This window comes from Lelliottia sp. 489 (genome assembly GCF_050435885.1).
GTDB classification, from domain to species: Bacteria; Pseudomonadota; Gammaproteobacteria; order Enterobacterales; family Enterobacteriaceae; genus Enterobacter; species Enterobacter nimipressuralis.
This window is the reverse complement of sequence record NZ_JBNDLC010000004.1, coordinates 449,495-471,784: the sequence shown is the minus strand read 5'-3', so window position 1 is coordinate 471,784 and position 22,290 is coordinate 449,495. Positions and strand designations below refer to the sequence as shown.

25 protein-coding genes and 1 tRNA gene are annotated in these 22,290 nt (G+C 54.7%); 11 read left to right on the top strand and 15 right to left on the bottom strand.

The genetic code is table 11. The annotated features are described in order from the left end of the window. Nucleotides 1–389 precede the first annotated feature (389 nt). Nucleotides 390–465 (bottom strand) — tRNA-Phe (locus ABIE11_RS15925). A gap of 170 nt (nt 466–635) precedes the next feature. Between ABIE11_RS15925 and ABIE11_RS15920 the strand changes: the two genes are divergently transcribed. Continuing rightward, complete coding sequence (locus ABIE11_RS15920; RefSeq protein ID WP_158238460.1) at nt 636–1,481, top strand: AraC family transcriptional regulator; 846 nt, start codon at nt 636–638, stop codon at nt 1,479–1,481. A 36-nt stretch (nt 1,482–1,517) separates the two neighbouring features. Further along, entirely contained in the window at nt 1,518–2,108 is a 591-nt protein-coding gene (locus ABIE11_RS15915) for a LysE family translocator (protein ID WP_429184856.1), read from the top strand. Here ABIE11_RS15915 and ABIE11_RS15910 read toward each other — a convergent pair. The 5 genes from ABIE11_RS15910 to aspA all read right to left on the bottom strand — a co-directional run bounded on the left by ABIE11_RS15910 (nt 2,105) and on the right by aspA (nt 7,680). Then, nucleotides 2,105–2,680, bottom strand: a complete 576-nt coding sequence (locus ABIE11_RS15910) for a transcriptional regulator (RefSeq protein WP_429184855.1) — start codon at nt 2,678–2,680, stop codon at nt 2,105–2,107. The two genes, ABIE11_RS15915 and ABIE11_RS15910, sit on opposite strands and share 4 nt — an antisense overlap. Before the next feature lie 47 nt (nt 2,681–2,727). After that, a complete protein-coding gene (locus ABIE11_RS15905) occupies nt 2,728–4,416 on the bottom strand; it encodes a protein-disulfide reductase DsbD (protein ID WP_429184854.1) in 1,689 nt (562 codons plus the stop codon). Further along, nucleotides 4,392–4,715 (bottom strand): divalent cation tolerance protein CutA, encoded by a 324-nt coding sequence (gene cutA, locus ABIE11_RS15900; protein ID WP_095280450.1) that lies wholly within the window; start codon nt 4,713–4,715, stop codon nt 4,392–4,394. The genes ABIE11_RS15905 and cutA overlap by 25 nt, the downstream gene beginning before the upstream one ends. Before the next feature lie 111 nt (nt 4,716–4,826). Continuing rightward, nucleotides 4,827–6,128, bottom strand: a complete 1,302-nt coding sequence (locus ABIE11_RS15895; RefSeq protein ID WP_100777922.1) for an anaerobic C4-dicarboxylate transporter — start codon at nt 6,126–6,128, stop codon at nt 4,827–4,829. A 115-nt stretch (nt 6,129–6,243) separates the two neighbouring features. Continuing rightward, nucleotides 6,244–7,680, bottom strand: coding sequence for an aspartate ammonia-lyase (gene aspA, locus ABIE11_RS15890; RefSeq protein ID WP_100777921.1), 1,437 nt, complete (start codon nt 7,678–7,680; stop codon nt 6,244–6,246). Nucleotides 7,681–8,014: 334 nt separating this feature from the next. Between aspA and ABIE11_RS15885 the strand changes: the two genes are divergently transcribed. After that, nucleotides 8,015–8,485, top strand: coding sequence for an FxsA family protein (locus tag ABIE11_RS15885; RefSeq protein ID WP_100777919.1), 471 nt, complete (start codon nt 8,015–8,017; stop codon nt 8,483–8,485). Nucleotides 8,486–8,560: 75 nt separating this feature from the next. On the opposite strand, the gene yjeH is transcribed toward ABIE11_RS15885, so the two are convergent. Continuing rightward, nucleotides 8,561–9,799 carry an L-methionine/branched-chain amino acid transporter gene (yjeH, locus tag ABIE11_RS15880; RefSeq protein ID WP_429184853.1) on the bottom strand — a complete coding sequence of 413 codons (1,239 nt, stop codon included), beginning with the start codon at nt 9,797–9,799 and terminating at the stop codon, nt 8,561–8,563. Nucleotides 9,800–9,977: 178 nt separating this feature from the next. On the opposite strand from yjeH, the gene ABIE11_RS15875 reads away from it, so the two are divergent. From ABIE11_RS15875 to ABIE11_RS15865, 3 genes are all read left to right on the top strand, one after another. Then, entirely contained in the window at nt 9,978–10,271 is a 294-nt protein-coding gene (locus ABIE11_RS15875; protein ID WP_003855929.1) for a co-chaperone GroES, read from the top strand. 40 nt (nt 10,272–10,311) lie between these two features. Continuing rightward, nucleotides 10,312–11,955, top strand: a complete 1,644-nt coding sequence (gene groL / locus ABIE11_RS15870; protein WP_100777917.1) for a chaperonin GroEL — start codon at nt 10,312–10,314, stop codon at nt 11,953–11,955. Between the two features lie 170 nt (nt 11,956–12,125). Next, nucleotides 12,126–12,479, top strand: coding sequence for a DUF4156 domain-containing protein (locus ABIE11_RS15865; RefSeq protein WP_100777916.1), 354 nt, complete (start codon nt 12,126–12,128; stop codon nt 12,477–12,479). 111 nt (nt 12,480–12,590) lie between these two features. On the opposite strand, the gene epmB is transcribed toward ABIE11_RS15865, so the two are convergent. Continuing rightward, nucleotides 12,591–13,619 carry an EF-P beta-lysylation protein EpmB gene (gene epmB, locus ABIE11_RS15860; protein ID WP_429184852.1) on the bottom strand — a complete coding sequence of 343 codons (1,029 nt, stop codon included), beginning with the start codon at nt 13,617–13,619 and terminating at the stop codon, nt 12,591–12,593. A 41-nt stretch (nt 13,620–13,660) separates the two neighbouring features. On the opposite strand from epmB, the gene efp reads away from it, so the two are divergent. The 3 genes from efp to ecnB all read left to right on the top strand — a co-directional run bounded on the left by efp (nt 13,661) and on the right by ecnB (nt 14,674). Then, the gene (gene efp / locus ABIE11_RS15855; RefSeq protein ID WP_095280459.1) at nt 13,661–14,227 is read left to right on the top strand and encodes an elongation factor P; all 567 of its coding nucleotides are present in this window, start codon (nt 13,661–13,663) and stop codon (nt 14,225–14,227) included. Nucleotides 14,228–14,285: 58 nt separating this feature from the next. Beyond that, complete coding sequence (locus ABIE11_RS15850; RefSeq protein WP_429184851.1) at nt 14,286–14,417, top strand: entericidin A/B family lipoprotein; 132 nt, start codon at nt 14,286–14,288, stop codon at nt 14,415–14,417. Nucleotides 14,418–14,527: 110 nt separating this feature from the next. Next, the gene (ecnB, locus tag ABIE11_RS15845) at nt 14,528–14,674 is read left to right on the top strand and encodes a lipoprotein toxin entericidin B (protein WP_100777913.1); all 147 of its coding nucleotides are present in this window, start codon (nt 14,528–14,530) and stop codon (nt 14,672–14,674) included. A gap of 40 nt (nt 14,675–14,714) precedes the next feature. Here ecnB and ABIE11_RS15840 read toward each other — a convergent pair whose 3' ends face one another. Beyond that, nucleotides 14,715–15,314 carry a LuxR C-terminal-related transcriptional regulator gene (locus ABIE11_RS15840; protein WP_100780775.1) on the bottom strand — a complete coding sequence of 200 codons (600 nt, stop codon included), beginning with the start codon at nt 15,312–15,314 and terminating at the stop codon, nt 14,715–14,717. A gap of 263 nt (nt 15,315–15,577) precedes the next feature. Between ABIE11_RS15840 and sugE the strand changes: the two genes are divergently transcribed. Next, complete coding sequence (sugE, locus tag ABIE11_RS15835) at nt 15,578–15,895, top strand: quaternary ammonium compound efflux SMR transporter SugE (RefSeq protein ID WP_100777912.1); 318 nt, start codon at nt 15,578–15,580, stop codon at nt 15,893–15,895. Here sugE and ABIE11_RS15830 read toward each other — a convergent pair. The 6 genes from ABIE11_RS15830 to frdA form a co-directional block, all read right to left on the bottom strand. Continuing rightward, nucleotides 15,892–16,422, bottom strand: a complete 531-nt coding sequence (locus ABIE11_RS15830) for a lipocalin family protein (RefSeq protein ID WP_429184850.1) — start codon at nt 16,420–16,422, stop codon at nt 15,892–15,894. The two genes, sugE and ABIE11_RS15830, sit on opposite strands and share 4 nt — an antisense overlap. A gap of 64 nt (nt 16,423–16,486) precedes the next feature. Beyond that, complete coding sequence (gene ampC / locus ABIE11_RS15825) at nt 16,487–17,629, bottom strand: CMY2/MIR/ACT/EC family class C beta-lactamase (RefSeq protein ID WP_429184849.1); 1,143 nt, start codon at nt 17,627–17,629, stop codon at nt 16,487–16,489. 60 nt (nt 17,630–17,689) lie between these two features. Continuing rightward, nucleotides 17,690–18,049 carry a fumarate reductase subunit FrdD gene (gene frdD, locus ABIE11_RS15820; RefSeq protein ID WP_102104428.1) on the bottom strand — a complete coding sequence of 120 codons (360 nt, stop codon included), beginning with the start codon at nt 18,047–18,049 and terminating at the stop codon, nt 17,690–17,692. A 10-nt stretch (nt 18,050–18,059) separates the two neighbouring features. Then, nucleotides 18,060–18,455 (bottom strand): fumarate reductase subunit FrdC, encoded by a 396-nt coding sequence (gene frdC / locus ABIE11_RS15815; protein WP_429184864.1) that lies wholly within the window; start codon nt 18,453–18,455, stop codon nt 18,060–18,062. Nucleotides 18,456–18,465: 10 nt separating this feature from the next. After that, the gene (locus ABIE11_RS15810; protein WP_100777908.1) at nt 18,466–19,200 is read right to left on the bottom strand and encodes a succinate dehydrogenase/fumarate reductase iron-sulfur subunit; all 735 of its coding nucleotides are present in this window, start codon (nt 19,198–19,200) and stop codon (nt 18,466–18,468) included. Further along, nucleotides 19,193–20,983 (bottom strand): fumarate reductase (quinol) flavoprotein subunit, encoded by a 1,791-nt coding sequence (gene frdA / locus ABIE11_RS15805; protein ID WP_129035671.1) that lies wholly within the window; start codon nt 20,981–20,983, stop codon nt 19,193–19,195. Before frdA ends, ABIE11_RS15810 begins: the two co-directional genes overlap by 8 nt. A 308-nt stretch (nt 20,984–21,291) precedes the next feature. Between frdA and epmA the strand changes: the two genes are divergently transcribed. Beyond that, a complete protein-coding gene (epmA, locus tag ABIE11_RS15800) occupies nt 21,292–22,269 on the top strand; it encodes an elongation factor P--(R)-beta-lysine ligase (RefSeq protein WP_100777906.1) in 978 nt (325 codons plus the stop codon). The last annotated feature ends 21 nt before the right edge of the window (nt 22,270–22,290 follow it).

Here is a 22,290-nt window from a genome sequence, read left to right as displayed (position 1 = left end):
GTAGTGTGGGGTCTCCCCATGTGAGAGTAGGGAACTGCCAGGCATCAAACAAGTGAAGAGGCCATCCGCAAGGATGGCCTTTTTGCGTTTTTGTCTTTATACAAAATTAATCCCGGACCGGCACAACAGCCCGGTTATCGGCCTTCGATCCAGTCACGAATTACCCTCCTCAATCGCATCAAACCCCTTCTATGCAAAGAGTCAGCCTCTTATAGCGCCGCTATAAGCGTGAAAAAGTAAGTCGAGTAGTGGAATTCGAGCGGAATGCTGCTGAAAAAAGAGGTGTTAGGACTGTGGGGGAAGCAATCCATAAAGTTGAATGAAACGGCCAGAATCTACCGAATCCCCAAAAGCAAAAAACCAGCCCGTAGGCTGGTTCTTCTAAATAGTGGTGCCCGGACTCGGAATCGAACCAAGGACACGGGGATTTTCAATCCCCTGCTCTACCGACTGAGCTATCCGGGCAACGGAGCGCATTAAACCTTAATCCCGGATGGTCGTCAACCCTAATTCAGGAAAAGCTGTTCAACTGCTTAACTTTACGGCAATCTGTCCGTTTGCACCGCGAAATTGCACAAATCTTCCAGACAAGGAGGGTGCTAAATAGCAATGCTGACAGATCAGAGGAGGGCGATATGGCGAACGACTGGCTTGAGCTACGTCAGCATGCAGACACAGGTATTGAAACCATTAAGGCACACTTCGAAGGCCACGCCTTCGACCCACACTGGCACGACAGCTATCTGGTGGGCATTACGCTTTCTGGCACTCAGCAGTTCCATTGCCGCCGCGAGCGTCACCAGAGCCAGCCGGGAGATGCCTTTCTGCTTGAACCCGGTGAAATCCATGATGGCGATGCCCCGGTCGAGGGCGGCTTTACCTATCTGACGTTCTATCTGGACGAACAGTGGCTGAATAACACGCTGCACGGGCTATACGAATCCACGCCCGGTAGTTATTCACTCCATTTTGCGCAAACCCTGACGCGTGAGCCGCAGCTGGTTCGCACCATCGGTGAGACGTTTAATGCGCTGCATCAGGATGAGATGAAAATCGTCCAGCAAAGCACGATGGATCACATGCTGGCGCAGATCACTTCCCATTGCCATTGGCGCAAAAGGCTCCCTTCGCAGCTGCAAAGCGCGGCGGTGGCACATCGGGCGCGTGATTATCTGTATGCGCATATGGGCGAAAATCTTGGGCTGTCTGATCTTGCGCGCGAGACGGGAACAGATCGCTTTACGCTGACGCGCTGTTTCAAACGTGAGTTCCATCTGGCACCGCACGCCTGGCTTATCCAGCTTCGGCTCGCCAAAGCCCGTCAGATGCTGGCTCGTGGCGATTTACCGGTGGATGTCGCTGCGTCGCTGGGTTTTGCCGATCAGAGCCATCTTGGACGCTGGTTCCAGCGGGCCTATCGCATCACTCCTGCCCATTACCGAAAGTTGTGCACAAACCTTCCAGACGTTTCCAGAAAATAGCGGCACAGTCAGAGCTCCAAAAATAAGGAGCTACCTGTGAACGTGATGCCGTTTCTGCTGTTTGCTTTTGTCGCCTCGATAACGCCCGGCCCAACCAATATCCTTGTTCTGACCAACAGCCAGCACTACGGGGTGAAGGCGACGATTCCCGCCCTTGTCAGCGGCTGTATGGCGGCCAGTGCCATTATGCTGATCTCTGGCGCGGGAGCCGGGGAAGTGTTGCGTCAGTACCCGCTGATTCGTCAGGTGATGAGCTGGGCTGGCGTGTTGTGGTTAAGCTGGATGAGCTGGCAGTTATTCAGCGCGCCAGCGGCAAACCTGTCACATGGCTCGCATCACCGTTTTACGGCACGTGCGGCAGCGTTGTTACAGGTAATTAATCCAAAGACATGGATGATGGCGTTGGCCGTCGTGAGCCTGTTTGCGCCGGTTGGTGAGCATGCCCTGCGAGATGTGGCGCTGATGGCGCTCTGGTTCTTAATCATTTCGATTGCTTGTCTGATGTGCTGGGCGTGGCTGGGAAAGGCGGTAAATCGGGTGTTTCGCACCACCGTGGCGATGGTGCGCTTTCAACGCGTAATGGCGCTATGCCTGCTTATCTCTGCGTGGGCAGGCATGCTGGCTTAAGTCAGCGCGCCACCCATACGGCACTGCGCAAAACGCAGGATATCTTCCGCGAGACGGTGCGCCGTCTCGACGTCGGCCAGGCTGCGGTTGACCAGCATACGGCTCAGGCAACCTTCCAGCACCAGCTCCATCTGCCGCGCGACCATTGCCGGATCGTCGACTTCGAGTCGGGTGAGCAGCTCATGGGTAAAGTCGTGCGCCGCGCTTTTTTGCTGATCCGCCAGCTGATGGATCGGGTGCGCTGGATCAGGATAGAAAGTGCAGGCGGCGATAAACAGGCAGCCCGGGTAGCGTTTGTTGCGAACGCAATCCGCGAGGGCCGTATAACGCGCCAGTATTTTCTGCTCGTCCGTCAGCTCTTCGTTAAGCATTAACTGCCTGCGCCAGATATCCACCTGCTGGCTCAGATAGCGCAGGGCGTCGTACAGCAGCGCTTCTTTATCGGGCCAGAAGCGGCGAAGCTCATCCAGAGGATAATCGATGCGTTCGGCAACCATCTCAAGCGTGGTGCTGGCGATCCCTTGAACCTCAAGTAATTGCAGGGCTTGTCCCAGTACGTCTTCACGTTGCACGGTTTTCTCCTCCCAATGCTAACGGTTTCTCCCGTTAACAGTGTCGTTTACGGTTGGCGATCGCGCAAATGCGCGCTGAACGCTGCGGCATCCATAAATCCCGTCACGCGCCCGGCAGGCTGCTCTTCTCCTTGCTCATTAAAGAACAAAATAGTCGGCAGGCCGAGCACGTTGAGCTGTTTTAACAGAGCCTTGTCCTGCGCATTATTGGCCGTCACATTGGCCTGCAGCAGAACGGTATTTTTCAGCGCGTTTTGCACCTGCGGATCGCTAAAGGTGTATTTTTCAAACTCTTTACAGGCCACGCACCAGTCGGCGTAGAGATCGAGCATCACGGGTTTCCTTTTGGCCTGCGCCAGAGCGGTGTTCAGCTCATCAACGTTAGTGATTTGAGTAAAGCTAAGATGCGCCTGGGTTTGTACGCCTGGAGAACCAAACGCCCAGTCCTGAAGGGGACGCACGCTCACCAGCGCGGCGGCCAGCAGGATAATTTGCACGATCCGCATCCACGGCTTCTGCGCCTGCAGGCTGGTAATAAATGCCCAGCCGAAGAACGCCACACCCAGAAGCGCCCACAGACGCACTCCCCAGACATCGCCAATCACACGTTCGAGCAGGAATACCGGCAGTGCCAGAATCACAAAGCCGAACGCCGTTTTCACGGTTTCCATCCACGGGCCGCTTTTCGGCAACAGACGGTTGCCAAAGACGGTGACCAGAATCAGCGGCAGCCCCATACCCAGTGCATAAAGATAGAGCGTCCCGCCACCGAACCACATGTTCCCGCTCTGAGCGATATAGAGCAGAATTGCGCTGAGCGGCGCGGTGGTGCAGGGGGAGCAGATCAGCCCGGCAATGGCGCCCATTGCAAAGACGCCGCCAGCAGAACCGCCCTGCTGACGGTTGCTCATCAGTGTCAGGCGTGTTTGCAGTGACGACGGCAGCTGCAAGGTGAATAACCCAAACATCGACAATGCCAGCAGGGTAAAGACCACCGACAGCCCGATGAGCACATAAGGGTGCTGGAGCGCCACCTGGAACTGAAGCCCTGCTGCGGCCACGATCAGGCCAAGGGCAGTGTATGTCAGCGCCATCCCCTGAACATAGATAAAGGCCAGCAGCAACGCACGGGCGGTGGATAAACGCTGTTTGCCGCCGAGGACGATGCCGGAAATCAGGGGATACATCGGCAGGACACAGGGCGTGAAGGCGATACCAATACCGATCAATAGCGCCCACAGCGCGGAGAAGGGCAACTTAGCACTCGTATCATCCGTTTCCACTGCGGGAGCTGAAGGTGCAGGGGACGCCTGTACTTCGCTCAGCGGTACCACTTTGGTCTCTGGCGGATAGCAGAAACCTGCGTCGGCGCAGCCCTGGTATGTCACCGTCAGCGTGGCGCCCGAACTGGCCTGATTTACTGTGACCGGCACCGTCAGCCGATGGCGGTAGATTTCGCTTTTGCCGTAGAACTCATCTTCGTGCCATTCGCCTGCGGGCAGCTGTGGCTCGCCGACATTCGCGCGAGCGGGGGTAATGCTCACCTGCTTACGGTAGAGGTAATAGCCCTCTTTGACCTGCCAGGTCAGATTGAGATCGTGCTGGTCCTGCTGGAAGTCGAAAACAAACGCCTGGTCGGCGGGAATAAAATTAGAGCGGCCGGGCGCGTCGAATAACCCGGCAAAAACTGATGTGCTGCACAGCAGCAGGATCAGCGTAAGGAAGCGTTGAGCCATGAGAGATAATCGTTATCGCCGTGAACCACTGGCAGCACCAGCAGTTCTGGGGTCTGGTATGGATGATGAGACTTGAGGCAGTCGAGAAGCGCTTGCTGATGCGCGACGTTGGTTTTCAGCAGCATCTGCACTTCGTACTCCTGTTCCAGCTTGCCTTCCCAGTAGTACATCGAGGTAGCGCCGGGCAGGATCGTCACACAGGCAGCGAGCTGTTCTGCCAGCACTTTGGCGGCAAGCTCCTGGGCAGTGGCTTCATCGGGGGCGGTACACAGTACAACGACAGCGTCAGGTGTATTCACTACTCGACCTCCTCATCGCGAAAAAATCACTATATCACGCTGAGCCTGAGGGCATTAATGAATCGGGCCGCAGAGCGGCCCGACTTTAACTATTTTTACAACACCGAAAGCTTAAAGAATCACGCTACCGATCAGGAAACCGAAGCATACGGCAAACACGACGCCCATCGTACCCGGAATAAAGAACGGATGGTTAAAGACGAAGCGTCCGATGCGCGTCGTCCCGGTATCGTCCATCTGCACGGCCGCGACCAGCGTCGGATAGGTTGGCAGAATAAACAGGCCAGAAACGGCAGCGAAAGAGGCCACAGCGGTCAGTGGAGACACGTTCAGTGCCAGCGCCATCGGCATCAGCGCTTTCGCCGTCGCAGCCTGAGAATACAGCAGCGCGGAAGCCACAAAGAAAATCACCGCCAGCAGCCAAGGATGGCCCTGAATCACGGTACCTGCGGTCTCTTTAATCCAGTCGATATTGTGGGAAACAAAAGTATCACCCAGCCACGCCACGCCGAGGATACAGATACAGGCGCTCATCCCGGCTTTGAAGGTGCTGGAGCTGAGAATGCTGTCCGTTTCCACGCCGCACAGCACGGTGGTCAGGGTCGCGACGCTCAGCATAATAATCAGGATTGCGTTGGTGGTATTCATCAGCGGTGTTGCCACCAGGCCGAGGCTTGGGCTGTTGACGATGGCATAAATCACCACGCAGACCACGCCCAGCAGGAACAGCAGTACCGACAGTTTCGCGCGCGGTTTGATCTCAACTTTATTTTCACCGCGCAGTTCGATCAGACCTTCTTCCAGACGTTTCAGGTATACCGGATCGTCAGAAAGTTTGGAGTTAAACAGTATAGTGACCAGGAACGACATCAGCAGTACGGCCAGCAGCGTCGATGGGATCACCACGGAGAGCAGATGAATATAGCTAACGCCATGGCCTTCCATTACTGATGACATATACACCACTGCGGCAGAAATCGGCGAGGCGGTAATCGCGATCTGCGCGGACACCACTGCAGTCGACAGTGGGCGACACGGCTTAATGCCTTGCTCTTTCGCCACTTCAGCAATAACCGGCAGCGTTGCCAGAGAGATGTTGCCGGTACCGGCAAAAATCGTCAGGAAGTAGGTCACGACCGGCGCGAGAATGGTGATGTATTTCGGGTTTTTGCGCAGCAGTTTTTCCGTTTGATTAACCAGATAATCCAGGCCACCCGCAATCTGCATGGCCGAGATGGCTGCAATCACCGCCATGATGATGGAGATAACGTCAAACGGGATTTTCCCCGGTGCGACACCAATGGCTGCCAGAACCAGCACGCCCAAACCCCCGGCATAGCCGATACCAATCCCTCCTAGCCTGGCGCCGAGGAAAATCGCCGCTAAAACGATAATCAGCTCAATGACAATCATAATCGCTTCCTTGAATGTTAGTTGTTGGATACGTAAATGTTATTTTTGTGATGTCCTATAAAAGCAAAAAGGCACGTCACAAGTGACGTGCCTTTCGGAAGTTTAACCCGAACTGTTATTGTTCGCTTTCATCGGTATAACGCTTCGCTTTGTAGGCCGGGTGCATCAGGTTCTGCGCTGAGAAGATATCATCCAGCTCAGCCTCTGTCAGCAGTCCACGCTCAAGGACGACTTCGCGCACGCTCTTACCGGTTTCGGCACAAATCTTCCCGACGATGTCACCGTTATGGTGGCCGATGAACGGGTTCAGGTAAGTGACGATACCGATGGAGTTATATACGAAGCTTTCGCACACGGCTTTGTTCGCCGTGATGCCGTTAATGCATTTTTCCAGCAGGTTGTAGCAGGCATTGGTCAGAATGTGGATGGATTCAAACATCGCCTGGCCAATCACTGGCTCCATGACGTTCAACTGCAGCTGACCCGCTTCGGAGGCCATGGTCACGGTAATGTCGTTGCCGATGACTTTGAAGCACACCTGGTTAACCACTTCTGGCACAACCGGGTTCACTTTAGCTGGCATGATGGACGAACCGGCCTGCAGTTCTGGCAGGTTTATTTCGTTCAGGCCAGCGCGTGGACCGGAGGAGAGCAGGCGCAGGTCGTTACAGATTTTGGAGAGCTTCACTGCCAGACGTTTCAGCGCACTGTGCACCATCACGTAGGCACCGCAGTCGGAGGTCGCTTCGATCAGGTCTTCCGCCGGAACAACCGCCAGATTGGACACTTCCGCCAGTTTCTGTACCGCCAGCTGTTGATAGCCGTCCGGGGTATTCAGACGCGTACCGATGGCGGTGGCGCCAAGGTTCACTTCCAGCAGCAGCTCAGAGGTGCGCAAGATATTGCGGGTCTCTTCATTCAGCAGCACGTTAAAGGCATGGAACTCCTGGCCGAGAGTCATCGGCACAGCATCCTGCAGCTGGGTACGGCCCATTTTCAGAATGTCCTGGAACTCAACGGCTTTACGCTGGAAGCCATCACCCAGTTGGTTAATCGCGTCGATCAGTTTAACCACAGAGGCGTACACGGCGATACGGAAACCGGTCGGGTAGGCGTCGTTGGTAGACTGGCACTTGTTAACGTGGTCGTTTGGATTGAGGTACTGGTACTCACCTTTTTGGTGGCCCATCAGTTCAAGACCGATATTAGCCAGCACCTCGTTGGTATTCATGTTGACGGAGGTCCCCGCACCGCCCTGATAGACGTCAACCGGGAACTGATCCATGCATTTGCCGTTGTTCAGCACTTCATCGCAGGCGGCGATGATGGCATTTGCAGCGCTTTTCGGAATGGTTTGCAGCTCTTTGTTTGCCAGTGCTGCGGCTTTTTTCACCATCACCATGCCACGTACAAATTCAGGGATGTCGCTGATTTTGTTGTTGCTGATGTAAAAGTTTTCAATCGCTCTCAGAGTGTGAATACCGTAGTAGGCATCCGCTGGAACTTCCCTGGTACCCAACAAATCTTCTTCGATACGAATGTTGTTTAACATGTGAACCTTCTTTTAAAGCGGCCGATGGATTGTACTAAACACACAGTAGATATGTGGTTTTCAATATTTGCTGACCGACGATTATTCCCTCAATCAGCCAGATACTCGAGATCATATGCTGATGATAGCGAATTGCCGTAATCTGGATCACTTATTATCGCCCTCATCTCATGATAATTATTAATCTGTGAAATGAATCACCGCTTGAATATTTCCAGAAAAAATATCCGTGCAAACCGATTGAAATTTGGCTAACCGTCTCCATCTCAGAAAGACGCGACTCGCAAACACATACAGACAGAGGCCAGAGGCGTCTGCCACACAGGAGAAACCAGTGCGCTGGATACCTTTTATTGCCATTTTTCTCTATGTTTACATCGAGATTTCTATTTTTATCCAGGTCGCCCACGTGCTGGGCGTCCTGCTGACGCTGATCCTGGTCATCTTCACATCCGTAATTGGGATGTCGCTGGTGCGCAATCAGGGGTTCAAAAATTTCCTGTTAATGCAGCAGAAGATGGCGGCGGGGGAAAGCCCGGCAGCCGAGATGATCAAAAGCGTGTCCCTGATTCTTGCAGGCCTGCTGCTGATTCTGCCGGGGTTCTTCACCGATTTCCTTGGCCTGTTACTGCTGTTGCCACCGGTGCAAAAACTTCTGACCATGAGACTACTACCGCATCTGCGTTTTAATCGCATGCCTGGCGGCGGTTTCAGCACTGGGCCGGGAAATGGAGAGACCTTTGACGGGGAGTTTCAGCGTAAGGACGATCAGCGCGACCGCCTCGATCATAAAGACGACCGCTGACAGGCGTGCCCGGTGGCGCTTCGCTTACCGGGCCTGATATCTTGCAGGCCGGAAAAGCGCAGCGCTATCCGGCGTTTAAAGCACGCTTCGTTTCGGCAAGAACATCCACAGCCCCGCCAGCATCACCAAAGCGTACAAACTCTTCCAGCCAACCATCACCAGCAGCAGCAAACAGAGCACGCCGCCGACTACCGCCAGCACTTTAAATCGTCCCTTCAGTAACCGGCATCCTGCCAGCATGCACAGCAGATAAATGATGATGAAAATGCCGTTCGCATAGACGATCAGCGCATCGAGATTGATATTCAGCCCATAAATACACAGGGTGCTCAGCACGCAACAGCCCAGCACCGCGTTTAGCGCGTTCAGGGGTAGCTGGCGCTTAGAAAGACGTGACAGACGGCTGTCCGGCTTATACTGCGCCTGGGACCACACCAGGCGGGCGAAGCTCTGAATATAGATATTGAGGCTGGCGAAGCAGGCGAGATAACCAATCACACAGGCAATCCACAGGGCTTTGACGCCAAACAGTTGCACCACGATCCCTGGCAGCGAAGCGGCTGCGGCCATGTCGGCGCTATACGCACTGAAATGCAGCACCAGCACCGTACAGGCCCAGTAAACCGTGCCCGCAAGCAGCAGGCCAATCATCAGTGCGCGCGGGAAATCACGCTCCGGCTGTTTAAACTCTGACGCCAGATGCGCGAACGCCTCCAGCCCGACAAAACACCAGAACATCACCGCAAGCGCGGCGAAAAGTTGTGTGTGCTCGACATCTGCGATCGCCGGGAACGGAATCGCACTCACCTGGATATCGCCCGCCCACCATATCGCCGCAATCAATGCGACGATCAGCACGGCGACCAACGTTTGCAGATTGGCGCTGGAACTGGCGCCGCGAGACCCGACCCACCAGACGATCGCCAGTGTCCCCAGCTCCGCCAGCAGCAGCTGTTCGTCATGCCAGCCAAACAGCGCCTGACCAAAACCGGTGGCGATGTGCAGGGCAGCAGGAAGCCCTACAGGGATGACCGACAGGAAAAGCCAGCCGGTGACGCGCTCGAGCCGTGGGCCAAACGCCATGCCGACAAAATGCGCCACGCCACCGGCGCTGGGGAAATGGCGGCCGAGCGTCGCAAAGACAATCGCAATCGGAAAAACCAGCACGATCAGCACTGGCCACGCCCACAGACTGTTATTTCCCGCCACCAGAGCCGCCAGTGCGGGCACGGCAAAAACGCCGGTACCTAACAAGGAGGTGGAGAGCAAACCAACGCCCTGCGCCAGCCCCAGCTCCTGTTTGAGTCCACTCATTGACTTCGTCCTGCCACCATCAAAAGAGAGGCGATGGTAACACTTTCACAAATTTTTTTTCGACTGCCCCTTGAAGGGGCAAAATCCGACCCCCATCTCTCAGGGCACCAGTCGGTAAACCTTTTACGGCCCGGCGTCTTCCATAACTGATAATGACTTTCTCGAAGGAGAGCTATCAATGAGTATTCGTCCGTTACATGATCGTGTGATCGTCAAGCGTAAAGAAGTTGAAACCAAATCTGCAGGCGGCATCGTACTGACCGGTTCTGCAGCAGCCAAATCAACTCGTGGCGAAATCATCGCTGTCGGTAAGGGCCGCATCCTGGAAAACGGTACAGTGCAACCGCTGGACGTTAAAGTTGGCGACATCGTGATTTTCAACGATGGCTACGGCGTGAAATCCGAGAAGATCGACAATGAAGAAGTGTTGATCATGTCCGAAAGCGACATCCTGGCAATTGTTGAAGCGTAATCCGCGAAACGATACTGAACGAATTTGAGGAAATAAGAACATGGCAGCTAAAGACGTAAAATTCGGTAACGACGCTCGTGTGAAAATGCTGCGCGGCGTAAACGTACTGGCAGATGCAGTTAAAGTGACCCTGGGCCCGAAAGGCCGTAACGTAGTGCTGGATAAATCCTTCGGCGCACCAACCATCACTAAAGATGGCGTTTCCGTTGCACGTGAAATCGAACTGGAAGACAAATTCGAAAACATGGGCGCGCAGATGGTGAAAGAAGTTGCCTCTAAAGCGAACGACGCTGCAGGCGACGGTACCACCACCGCGACCGTGCTGGCTCAGGCGATCATCGCTGAAGGCCTGAAAGCTGTTGCTGCGGGCATGAACCCAATGGACCTGAAGCGCGGTATCGACAAAGCGGTTATCGCCGCTGTTGAAGAGCTGAAAGCCCTGTCCGTACCATGCTCCGACTCTAAAGCGATTGCGCAGGTTGGTACTATCTCCGCTAACTCCGACGAAACCGTAGGTAAACTGATCGCTGAAGCGATGGACAAAGTCGGTAAAGAAGGCGTGATCACCGTTGAAGACGGTACCGGTCTGGAAGACGAACTGGACGTAGTAGAAGGTATGCAGTTCGACCGCGGCTACCTTTCCCCATACTTCATCAACAAGCCAGAAACCGGCGCTGTTGAACTCGAAAGCCCGTTCATCCTGCTGGCTGACAAAAAAATCTCCAACATCCGTGAAATGCTGCCAGTGCTGGAAGCCGTTGCGAAAGCCGGTAAACCGCTGGTTATCATCGCTGAAGATGTTGAAGGCGAAGCACTGGCAACGCTTGTGGTTAACACCATGCGTGGCATCGTGAAAGTCGCTGCGGTTAAAGCACCTGGCTTCGGCGATCGTCGTAAAGCGATGCTGCAGGACATCGCAACGCTGACCGGCGGTACCGTGATTTCTGAAGAAATCGGTATGGAGCTGGAAAAAGCGACTCTGGAAGACCTGGGTCAGGCGAAACGCGTTGTGATCAACAAAGACACCACCACCATCATCGATGGCGTGGGTGACGAAGGCGCAATCCAGGGCCGTGTTACTCAGATCCGTAAGCAGATCGAAGAAGCGACCTCTGACTACGACCGTGAAAAACTGCAGGAGCGCGTAGCGAAACTGGCAGGCGGCGTTGCAGTAATCAAAGTCGGTGCTGCTACCGAAGTTGAAATGAAAGAGAAGAAAGCGCGCGTTGATGACGCCCTGCACGCAACCCGTGCTGCGGTAGAAGAAGGCGTGGTTGCGGGTGGTGGTGTTGCGCTGGTTCGCGTTGCCGCTAAACTTGCTGGCCTGACTGCTCAGAACGAAGATCAGAACGTGGGTATCAAAGTTGCGCTGCGCGCAATGGAAGCTCCACTGCGTCAGATCGTGTCCAACGCCGGTGAAGAGCCGTCTGTTGTGGCGAACAACGTGAAAGCAGGCGAAGGTAACTACGGTTACAACGCAGCAACTGAAGAATACGGCAACATGATCGACTTCGGTATCCTGGACCCAACTAAAGTTACCCGTTCTGCTCTGCAGTACGCGGCCTCTGTAGCGGGTCTGATGATCACCACCGAATGCATGGTGACCGACCTGCCTAAAGGCGATGCTCCTGACTTAGGCGCAGGCGGCATGGGCGGTATGGGTGGAATGGGCGGCATGATGTAATTGCCCTACGCCCGGCATCGTTCTGTAACCAGAATGCGTTGGGCGTAACCCTCCCGGAATTGAAAAACCCCCAGGCAGAAATGTCTGGGGGTTTTTCTTTTGTTCATCTTTTTAGTATAAGGTTTACACACGGACAACTCTTGTCCAGCTTATTGCAAACGGGGAATAACATGCGCGTTAAAGTCTGTGCAGGGATCGTAGGGGCAGCGTTGCTGCTGGCAGGTTGTAGCTCCAGTAATGAGCTCTCCTCGGCGGGTCAGGGCGTTCGCTTTGTGGAAGATAAGCCGGGCAGCGAGTGCCAGCTGTTAGGTTCGGCAACCGGTGAGCAGAGTAACTGGATGTCGGGTCAGCACGGTGACGAAGGCGGTTCAATGCGTGGTGCAGCGAATGCGCTTCGTAACCAGGCGGCGGCAATGGGTGGCAACGTCATTTACGGTGTGAGCAGCCCGTCACAAGGCATTCTGTCGAGCTTTGTCCCGACGGCGAGTTCCATGAACGGCCAGGTCTATAAGTGCCCGAACTGAGTCTCGTGCGGGCTAATGTCCTCACCTGAACCCTCTGTTTATCGCAGAGGCTACAAACAAAAAACGGCAACACCGGTTGCCGTTTTGTTTTGACTCTACACCATCCGCTTTTTACGACTGACGTAGCTGCAAATCCAGCGGCGTTTTGCTCGGCTCACCACCAATTTCTCGCGCCAGTTTCGGCACCATATAGCCTGATACCAGCGTCAGCAGCTCCCGCATAATCTGCCGGGCTTCCTCATCGCTCACCATGAAATGCGCCGCACCCTGAACGCGGTCCAGCACATGAAGGTAATAGGGCATAACCGACGCATCAAACAGCGCATTGCTCAGATCGGCGAGCGCACGTGCGTTATCATTCACGCCGCGCAACAGCACGCTCTGGTTTAACAAGGTCACGCCAGCCTGGCGCAGACGAACCATCGCCGAACGAAATGCGTCGTCGATCTCGTTGGCGTGGTTAATATGATTCACCAGCAGGATTTGCAGTCGCGACTGTTCGAAGCGCGAAACCAGGGTATCCGTAATGCGCGCGGGGATCACAATCGGCAGACGACTGTGAATGCGTAACCGTTTGATGTGCGGGATCGCTTCGAGTTGCGTGAGCAGCCAGTCCAGCTCATGATCCTTTGCCATCAGCGGATCGCCACCGGAAAAGATGATCTCATCCAGCTCCGGATGGGCGGCAATATAGTCCAGTGCCACCTGCCAGTTGCGCTTATTGCCCTGATTTTCGGCATACGGGAAGTGGCGACGGAAGCAATAGCGACAATTTACCGCACAGCCACCTTTCACCAGCAGCAGCGCACGGTTGAGGTATTTATGCAGCAGGCCCGGCACCACGCTGTTCTGTTCTTCCAGCGGATCGGTGCTATAGCCCGGCGCTGTCACGAACTCATCTTGCGAGGTAAGCACCTGTTTCAGAAGCGGATCGTCGGGATTGCCTTTCTCCATACGCGCGACAAACGCACGCGGCACGCGCAGGGCAAAGAGGCGTTTTGCTTCACGACCGGCGAGCAAATTTTCATCCGTGCCTATATTCAATAGACGCAGCAGTTCATCAGGACTGGTGATTACATCGGCAAGTTGCGATAACCAATCTTCTCTGGACGGGGTATTTAGGGTTACAATATGCGCCATTTTGTGGCTTAGCTACCAGTTAACAATTTTCAGAGGGCCTTATGGCGACTTACTATAGCAACGATTTTCGTGCTGGTCTTAAAATCATGATGGACGGCGAACCGTATGCGGTTGAAGCCAGCGAATTCGTTAAACCAGGTAAAGGCCAGGCATTTGCGCGCGTTAAGCTGCGTCGCCTGCTGACCGGTACCCGTGTTGAGAAAACCTTCAAATCCACCGACTCCGCTGAAGGCGCTGACGTGGTCGATATGAACCTGACCTTCCTGTACAACGACGGCGAGTTCTATCACTTCATGAACAACGAAACTTTCGAGCAGCTGGCTGCTGACGAGAAAGCCGTTGGTGACAACGCGAAATGGCTGCTGGATCAGGCTGAATGCATCGTGACCCTGTGGAACGGTCAGCCTATCAGCGTGACTCCGCCTAACTTTGTTGAGCTGGAAATCATTGAAACCGATCCAGGCCTGAAAGGTGACACCGCAGGGACTGGCGGCAAGCCAGCAACGCTGTCCACTGGCGCAGTGGTTAAAGTTCCACTGTTCGTTCAGATTGGCGAAGTGATCAAAGTGGATACTCGCTCTGGCGAATACGTATCCCGCGTGAAGTAATTCATGTAAATGATTGAGGCGCAGCGTCTGCTGCGCCTGATTGATTCAGGCAGGGATGATGAAACGTACCGTTAAAATTCTGCTGATGCTGGTGCTCTCCAGCGCGATCCTTTCCGGGTGCAATACCGCACGTGGTGTCGGCGAGGATATTAAAGATCTGGGCCATATTATTTCCCACGCGGCCAGCTAATCACTTCTAAAACTCCGAAAAAATACGTCCTTTTCCGTCGACCGGCGGGATTTTGTCTATCCTTAAGTGGCTATACACAAATAACATTGGCTATAAAAGGAAGATATATTATGGTTAAGAAAACAATTGCAGCGATCTTTTCTGTACTGGTGCTTTCCTCAGTATTAACCGCATGCAACACCACGCGTGGCGTGGGTGAAGATATCCAAAGCGGCGGTAACGCTATTTCTGGTGCAGCAACGAAAGCACAGAATTAATAGCGGTGTTAACGGACGGTACGGAACTGCCACCGTACCGTCAGCTTGCAACGTCCTGAAGTGTCAAAAACGGTGAAAACCTCGTATCCATATGCAGCTTCATACGGATGTTCCGTTTGTAGGTGTAGACCGTCTTACTGTTAATACTCAGCTTTCCGGCAATTTTCTGATTGCTGGCACCTTCCATCCACAGTGCTAATACTTTCTCTTCCTGTCGTGTCAGGAGCGGCGTCGCAATTTGCGGTATCTCATAGCTGGCACAGGAACTCAGGGCGTCATTAATCACCGTCGCTAGCGTGTAGAGCGGCGTGTTTTTACACAGCGATGCCCACAGCGGGAACTGTTTTATATATTGCGACATGTCCGTTTTTTCGCTGGATTGCAGCAAAATAAAAGGCCGCGTCTCGCTGGCAATGAGCAGCGAGGAGAGTTGCTGGATATCACCCATATCCTGAGTAAAACTATTTAAGTCAGCAATAATCAGTGTAGGGTTCCATTGCAGGATATGCTCCCGGGCAAGGAACAGGTTGTTAACGCCGGTAACCATAAAAGAGCCGGGGAACAGACCTGAATGATTGAGCCATGCTGCAAACCCTGAGCGGGTGAAGTGACAACGGTCAATCAAGAGAATTTTAAACATGTTTTTTTTCGCATCAGGCAACGGGTTCGGCTTTCTGCCATCAGAAAGCACACCATCATAGGGAAGTCCGATGAGTGATAAATGATGGAACTCCGTTGCATACTGAGGCTATTTCAGGCTTTTACTTACATTCAGCAAACAGATTGAAAAAAAATCACATCTTGCGCAGAATAGGCCTCTCAACTCAGCCTTGCGGGACGACCTGCAAGCGCTTCTCTCACCGGGGACGGCCCCAGACTGTTATTTAAGTTAAGGAGCCTGATATGTCCTGGATAATTCTTTTGATCGCCGGTTTGCTGGAAGTGGTATGGGCCATTGGCCTGAAATACACCCACGGTTTTACGCGCCTCACGCCCAGCATCATTACCGTCACCGCGATGATTGTCAGTATTGCACTGCTCTCCTGGGCGATGCGCACGCTGCCCGTGGGGACAGCCTATGCCGTGTGGACGGGGATTGGCGCAGTCGGTGCGGCAATTACCGGCATTCTACTGTTGGGGGAGTCCGCGAGTCCGGCGCGAATCGCCAGCCTCGCGTTAATCGTCGCGGGGATTATTGGGCTTAAACTCAGCACCCATTAATGCGGCTGTTCAACCCAGATTAATTTCGACACATTAAACCCTTGTCGGGTCGCGACATCGAGCATTTGCTTTTTCATTTCGTCAGAAATAGTCGGTGTGCGTGAGAGTATCCACAGATAGTCGCGATCCGGCCCGCAGACCAGCGCATGGCGATATTTCCGATCCAGCGCAATCACGTTATACCCGCCGTAGAACGGGCCAAAGAACGACACTTTCAGTGCGGCTCTGCTCGGGTCGCCGGTAAAGTAGGCTTTGCCGATCGTCTGTTGCCACATTCCACGCTCTGGATTATATCCCTTATTAATGACCTGAATGCCACCGTCATCCATGGTGCTGTAGGTTGCGGTGACGCGCTGTAGCCCGCGCTCAAAGCGGTGATCGAGGCGGGCGATTTCATACCAGATACCGAGATAACGCTGTGCATCAAAGTTATTAACTACGGTGACGCCATTCGGCGGGGTAGGGGAACTACAGGCCACAACTAAAAACGCGGCTGTCACCGCGGCGATAACAGGCAAAATGCGCATAGAAGTTTCCTTGCTGTTTTTTTGTTAAGTGTAGATGACAGCAAGGAAAATGCGGGACAAAAGGTTACTGGAGCGCGTCAAGAATACGGAACGCGGCATCTACACGAGCTGGGTTGGGATAGCTTTTATTCGCCAGCATCACGATGCCGAGATCTTTTTCCGGAATAAAGGCCACGTAGCTGCCAAATCCGCCGGTGGATCCGGTTTTATGTACCCATGATGCTTTCGCGGCAGGCGCAGGCGGATTAATTTCCACCGCAGTGGCCGGTGCCAGTGCCACTTTATTATCGCTGCCGGTCACCACCGTTTTCGCCTTCACCGGCCAGTTCAGCATTTCCCAGCCTAAGCCCTGATACATCTCACCGATCTGCCAGTAGCGCGATTGGGCAAGCGTAATGCCCTGCTGCAGTTTTTGATCGCTTACGGTTGCCGGATTCATGTTGGCCTGTACCCAGCTCGCCATATCCTCAATCGTGGTTTTAACGCCGTAGGCCTCTGCATCCAGCTGGCCCGGCGAAACGTGAACCGCTTTGCCGTCGCGATAGCCCCAGGCGTAATGCTGCTGTTCGCTCTCAGGTACGGTCAGCCAGGTGTGATTAAGTTTCAGCGGCTGGAGTACGCGCGTGGTCATGGCCTGTTCAAAGCTCATACCGGAGGGTTGGACCGCAAGCGAACCAAACAGGCCAATGCTGGCGTTCGCGTAAAGACGCTTTTCGCCGGGCGCCCACTGTGGCTGCCAGTCTTGATAGAACTTCAGCAAGGCAGCCCGATCGGTTACTTCATCAGGCACCTGCAACGGCAAACCACCCGCCGTGTAGGTCGCCAGATGAAGCAGGTTAATGTGCTGCCACTGCTTACCCGTCAGCTCAGGCCAGTATTTTGTCACAGGATCGCTCAGGCGAATTTCGCCGCGCGCGATGGCATCGCCGCCCAGCACACCGGTGAAGGTTTTACTCACGGAACCCAGTTCAAACAAGGTTTGCTGAGTGACGGGGCGGTTAGCTTCTATATCGGCTTTACCCCAGGTGAAGAAGTGAGGTTTGCCCTGGTAAATCACCGCGACCGCCATGCCGGGGATAGCCTGCTCCTGCATGAGCGGGGCAATGGTGCGGTTAACGATGTCGGCCAGCTGTTTGTCTGTCACGGGTGCCGCGAGCGTTGAGAATGACGCGCTGAGCAGTAACGCACAGCAAAGTGATTTTTTCATCTGAGCATCTTCCATAAAAAAAGCCCGCCGGAAGGGCGGGCCGGATGAAGACGCACAATATCAAATTGTGACGATAGCAACCAGGGTGACAACCGTCAGAATGGTTGCCAGACCGTAGAATACCCACTTGCCGTTTGGCACGTGGATTTTCAGGTCATGCATGGCGTGGTGGATGCGATGCAGCCCCAGCCAGAGCGGCAGAACAATCATCAGGAAGATAAACACGCGGCCAATAAAGCTGCTGGCGAACGCAAACACGCGGTCGTAGCCCAGCGCATCGCCAGGGAACAGCCCCAGCGGCAGCAGGATCGCTACCAGCAGGATGATGACCGGTGCGACGATGGCGCTCCACATGCCGCCTGCACCGAACAGGCCCCAGAATACCGGCTCGTCAGAGCGTTTTGGATTGGGATTAATCACTCAGGCCTCCTTACCAGAACAGTGCCACAAACAGAACGACCACAGTCACCACTGCAGTCACCGCCCAAAGCCCTTTAATGACAGGCTCCGGTCCTATTTTCTCGCCTTTCACGATGATGTTTGCTGCTTTCGGCGCCAGCTCAAACCAGGTTTTCGTATGCAGCAGCGCGGCGGCGAGCACGATCAGGTTCAGGATCACCACGATCGGGTTTTGCAGGAAGCCCACAAAACTGGCCCAGGTTTCCGGACCGTGCTTCAGCGCGAAAAGGCCGTACATCAGTTCAAGGCTGAACCAGACCGCGGGAACCGCCGTGCCTTCACGCAGCATATAGAAGCGATAAAACGGCAGTTTCTTCCACCAGGTGGCTGGCATTGGCCGCACGTAGGCTTTGCGTTTAGTCGTCATCATGCACTCCTTAGCGTGGTTTCAGGGTGGCGATAAGAAAGTCTTTCGAGCTTTCCACTTTACCCTGCTGAATAGCGGCGGCCGGGTCGACATGCTTCGGACACACTTCCGAGCAATAGCCCACAAAGGTGCAACTCCACACGCCGTTCTGGCTGTTCAGCTGCGCCATACGTTCTTTCTTCCCGTGGTCCCGGCTGTCTTCGTTATAACGGTGTGCCAGCGTGATGGCGGCCGGGCCGATAAACTCCGGATTCAGGCCAAACTGCGGGCAGGCGGCGTAGCACAGACCGCAGTTGATGCAGCCGGAGAACTGATGGTATTTCGCCATCTGCGCCGGGGTTTGGGTGTTTGGACCCTGATCCGGCGTGCGCGGGTTGCCAATAATATAAGGCTTAATCGCTTCCAGACTTTCGATAAAGTGGGTCATATCGACCACCAGATCGCGTTCAATCGGGAAGTTACCCAGCGCTTCGACCTTCATGCCCTTGGTGTACTCGCGCAGGAAGGTTTTACAGGCTAGTTTCGGCACTTTGTTGACCATCATGCCGCAGGAGCCGCAGATAGCCATGCGGCAGGACCAGCGATAGCTGAGGTCGGGTGCCAGGTTATCTTTGATGTACCCGAGCGCATCCAGCAGGGAGGTCTGCTCATCAAAAGGCACGTCGTAGAACGCGCTGTGCGGTGCGACGTCCACTTCCGGGTTGTAGCGCACCACTTCAATTTTCAACGTCTGCATCTCAGCCATTCGCCTTCTCCTTCTTATCGGCTGCTTCCGCTTCTGCCCCATACACGCGTTTTGCTGGTGGCAGCGTGGTAATTTTCACGTCGCTGTAATCCAGACGAGTGGTACCGTCCGCGTCGCGATAAGCGAGGGTATGCTTGAGGAAATTCACGTCGTCGCGTTCGGTACAGCCTTCGTCCAGACGCTGATGCGCGCCGCGCGACTCTTTACGCGCCAGGGCGGAGTGCGCCATACATTCGGCAACGTTCAGGCCGTGGCCCAGCTCGATGGTGTAGAGCAGGTCGGTGTTAAACACGCTGGAGGTATCGGTAATGCGCACGCGTTTGAAGCGCTCCTGCAGTTCCGCCAGCTTATCGACGGTTTTCTGCATCAGCTCCGGCGTACGGTAGATGCCGCAGCCTTCTTCCATGGAGAGCCCCATTTCGTCGCGGATTTTCGCCCAGTTTTCCGTCCCTTCCTGGTTAACCAGCGCTTTCAGGCGTTTTTCGACATCCACTACCTGCGCGTCGAGCGCGGCGCTGTTGGCTTCACCGGCGGTAGCAGCACGCTCCATCGCACGCTCACCTGCCATACGACCAAACACCACCAGCTCTGCCAGCGAGTTGGAGCCGAGACGGTTGGCACCGTGCAGGCCGACGGAAGAGCACTCCCCGACGGCAAACAGCCCTTTGATGCGTGTTTCGCACTGCTGATCGGTTTCGATACCGCCCATGGTGTAGTGCGCCGTTGGACGCACTGGGATCGGTTCTTTCACCGGGTCGACGCCAACGTAGGCTTTCGCCAGTTCGCAGATGAACGGCAGACGCTCCAGCAATTTCTTCTCGCCCAGATGGCGCAGGTCGAGATAGACCACATCGCCGCGCGGCGTGGAGATGGTGTTACCTTTGCGCCATTCGTGCCAGAACGCCTGAGAAACTTTGTCGCGCGGACCGAGTTCCATGTATTTGTTTTTCGGCTCACCGAGCGGTGTTTCCGGGCCCATGCCGTAATCCTGCAGATAGCGATAGCCATCTTTGTTGACCAGAATACCGCCTTCACCACGGCAGCCTTCCGTCATCAGAATGCCGGAACCCGGTAAACCGGTTGGGTGGTATTGCACGAACTCCATGTCGCGCAGCGGAATGCCGTGGCTAAGCGCCATGCCCATGCCATCACCGGTGACGATCCCGCCGTTGGTGTTGTAGCGATAGACACGGCCTGCACCGCCCGTCGCCATCACTACCGCATTGGCGCGAATCTGAATCAGCGTGCCTTCCATCATGTTCATCGCCACCAGACCACGGGCATGACCGTCGTCAACCAGAATGTCGAGGACGAAGTGTTCGTCGAAGCGTTGAATTTGAGGGAACTGAAGGGAGGTCTGGAACAGGGTGTGAAGCATGTGGAAGCCGGTTTTATCGGCGGCAAACCAGGTGCGTTCGATCTTCATCCCGCCGAAGCGGCGCACGTTAACGCTACCATCCGGACGGCGACTCCACGGGCAGCCCCACTGCTCCAGCTGGGTCATTTCCGTCGGGCAGTGATGGACAAAGTAGTCAACGACGTCCTGTTCGCAAAGCCAGTCGCCCCCTGCAACCGTGTCGTGGAAATGGTATTCGAAGCTGTCATGATCCTGCGCTACGGCGGCGGACCCTCCTTCTGCGGCAACCGTGTGGCTGCGCATCGGATAGACTTTTGAAATCAGTGCGATTTTAGCGGTTGGATTCGCTTGGGCTGCAGCAATCGCAGCCCGTAATCCTGCACCGCCAGCACCTATAACGACAAGATCGGCTTGAAAAGTTTGCACGACATTCCTCCAGATTTTTGTTTTTTCGCAACGTGTGACCTGACAGGTTTCACTTGCCGCAAGGGCGGTTGCGAATGCGTTTCCACTGCTCCTTTATGGGTAAAACAGTATAACCGTATGGATGTGGGGGAAATTTGACGCGTTCGATTTTTTTGCTGTTAAGTCCTGGGATTTATCACCGTAATTGATGGATTGCGTCACGGAATTTAGCGGATTGCTGAATCGAGAAAATTTACTGTGCAAAATTTGTCTCTCTCCCCGCTAACGAGTAGACTTCGTGCCCTTGTCTGAATCCGGAGAAAATTCCCATGAGCGAAACGGCCACCTGGCAGCCGAGCGCAACCATCCCTAACCTGTTAAAACGTGCAGCAATTATGGCAGAAATTCGCCGCTTCTTTGCTGACCGTGGTGTACTTGAGGTGGAAACGCCGTGCATGAGTCAGGCAACGGTAACAGATATTCATCTGGTCCCGTTTGAAACCCGTTTTGTCGGTCCTGGTCATTCTCAGGGGATGAATCTGTACCTGATGACCAGCCCGGAATATCACATGAAGCGCCTGCTGGCGGCGGGCTGTGGCCCGGTGTATCAGCTGTGCCGCAGCTTCCGCAATGAAGAGATGGGGCGCCACCACAACCCAGAGTTCACCATGCTGGAGTGGTATCGCCCGCATTACGACATGTACCGTCTGATGAACGAAGTGGACGATCTGCTGCAACAGGTGCTGGAGTGCGCCGGCGCTGAGACGCTCTCTTATCAGCAGGCTTTCCAGCGTCATCTGGAAATCGATCCCCTGTCCGCGGACAAAACGCAGCTGCGTGAAGTGGCAGCGAAGCTGGATCTGAGCAACGTCGCGGATACAGAAGAAGATCGCGATACCTTGCTGCAACTGCTGTTCACCTTTGGCGTGGAGCCACAGATTGGTAAAGACCGCCCGACCTTTGTCTATCACTTCCCGGCAAGTCAGGCGTCGCTGGCGCAGATCAGCACCGAAGATCACCGCGTCGCCGAGCGTTTTGAGGTCTATTACAAAGGCATGGAACTGGCGAATGGTTTCCACGAGCTGACCGATGCCCGCGAACAGCAGCAGCGCTTCGAACAGGATAACCGCAAGCGTACCGCGCGCGGCCTGCCGCAGCAGCCGATTGATACCCATCTGCTGGAAGCATTAAAAGCCGGTCTGCCAGACTGCTCCGGCGTAGCGCTGGGCGTGGATCGTCTGGTGATGCTGGCGCTCGGCGCCGAGCAATTAGGCGATGTGATTGCGTTTACGGTTGATCGCGCCTAGATAAGCAGCAAAAACCCTCTC

Excerpts from the sequence above, each read along its gene's own strand:
- ABIE11_RS15920 (WP_158238460.1), top strand. The coding sequence starts at position 636 with ATGGCGAACGACTGGCTTGAGCTACGTCAGCATGCAGACACAGGTATT.
- ABIE11_RS15905 (WP_429184854.1), bottom strand. The coding sequence starts at position 4,416 with ATGGCTCAACGCTTCCTTACGCTGATCCTGCTGCTGTGCAGCACATCA.
- ABIE11_RS15895 (WP_100777922.1), bottom strand. The coding sequence starts at position 6,128 with ATGATTGTCATTGAGCTGATTATCGTTTTAGCGGCGATTTTCCTCGGC.
- aspA (WP_100777921.1), bottom strand. The coding sequence starts at position 7,680 with ATGTTAAACAACATTCGTATCGAAGAAGATTTGTTGGGTACCAGGGAA.
- yjeH (WP_429184853.1), bottom strand. The coding sequence starts at position 9,799 with ATGAGTGGACTCAAACAGGAGCTGGGGCTGGCGCAGGGCGTTGGTTTG.
- ABIE11_RS15875 (WP_003855929.1), top strand. The coding sequence starts at position 9,978 with ATGAGTATTCGTCCGTTACATGATCGTGTGATCGTCAAGCGTAAAGAA.
- groL (WP_100777917.1), top strand. The coding sequence starts at position 10,312 with ATGGCAGCTAAAGACGTAAAATTCGGTAACGACGCTCGTGTGAAAATG.
- ABIE11_RS15865 (WP_100777916.1), top strand. The coding sequence starts at position 12,126 with ATGCGCGTTAAAGTCTGTGCAGGGATCGTAGGGGCAGCGTTGCTGCTG.
- epmB (WP_429184852.1), bottom strand. The coding sequence starts at position 13,619 with ATGGCGCATATTGTAACCCTAAATACCCCGTCCAGAGAAGATTGGTTA.
- efp (WP_095280459.1), top strand. The coding sequence starts at position 13,661 with ATGGCGACTTACTATAGCAACGATTTTCGTGCTGGTCTTAAAATCATG.
- ABIE11_RS15850 (WP_429184851.1), top strand. The coding sequence starts at position 14,286 with ATGAAACGTACCGTTAAAATTCTGCTGATGCTGGTGCTCTCCAGCGCG.
- ecnB (WP_100777913.1), top strand. The coding sequence starts at position 14,528 with ATGGTTAAGAAAACAATTGCAGCGATCTTTTCTGTACTGGTGCTTTCC.
- ABIE11_RS15840 (WP_100780775.1), bottom strand. The coding sequence starts at position 15,314 with ATGTTTAAAATTCTCTTGATTGACCGTTGTCACTTCACCCGCTCAGGG.
- sugE (WP_100777912.1), top strand. The coding sequence starts at position 15,578 with ATGTCCTGGATAATTCTTTTGATCGCCGGTTTGCTGGAAGTGGTATGG.
- ABIE11_RS15830 (WP_429184850.1), bottom strand. The coding sequence starts at position 16,422 with ATGCGCATTTTGCCTGTTATCGCCGCGGTGACAGCCGCGTTTTTAGTT.
- ampC (WP_429184849.1), bottom strand. The coding sequence starts at position 17,629 with ATGAAAAAATCACTTTGCTGTGCGTTACTGCTCAGCGCGTCATTCTCA.
- frdC (WP_429184864.1), bottom strand. The coding sequence starts at position 18,455 with ATGACGACTAAACGCAAAGCCTACGTGCGGCCAATGCCAGCCACCTGG.
- ABIE11_RS15810 (WP_100777908.1), bottom strand. The coding sequence starts at position 19,200 with ATGGCTGAGATGCAGACGTTGAAAATTGAAGTGGTGCGCTACAACCCG.
- epmA (WP_100777906.1), top strand. The coding sequence starts at position 21,292 with ATGAGCGAAACGGCCACCTGGCAGCCGAGCGCAACCATCCCTAACCTG.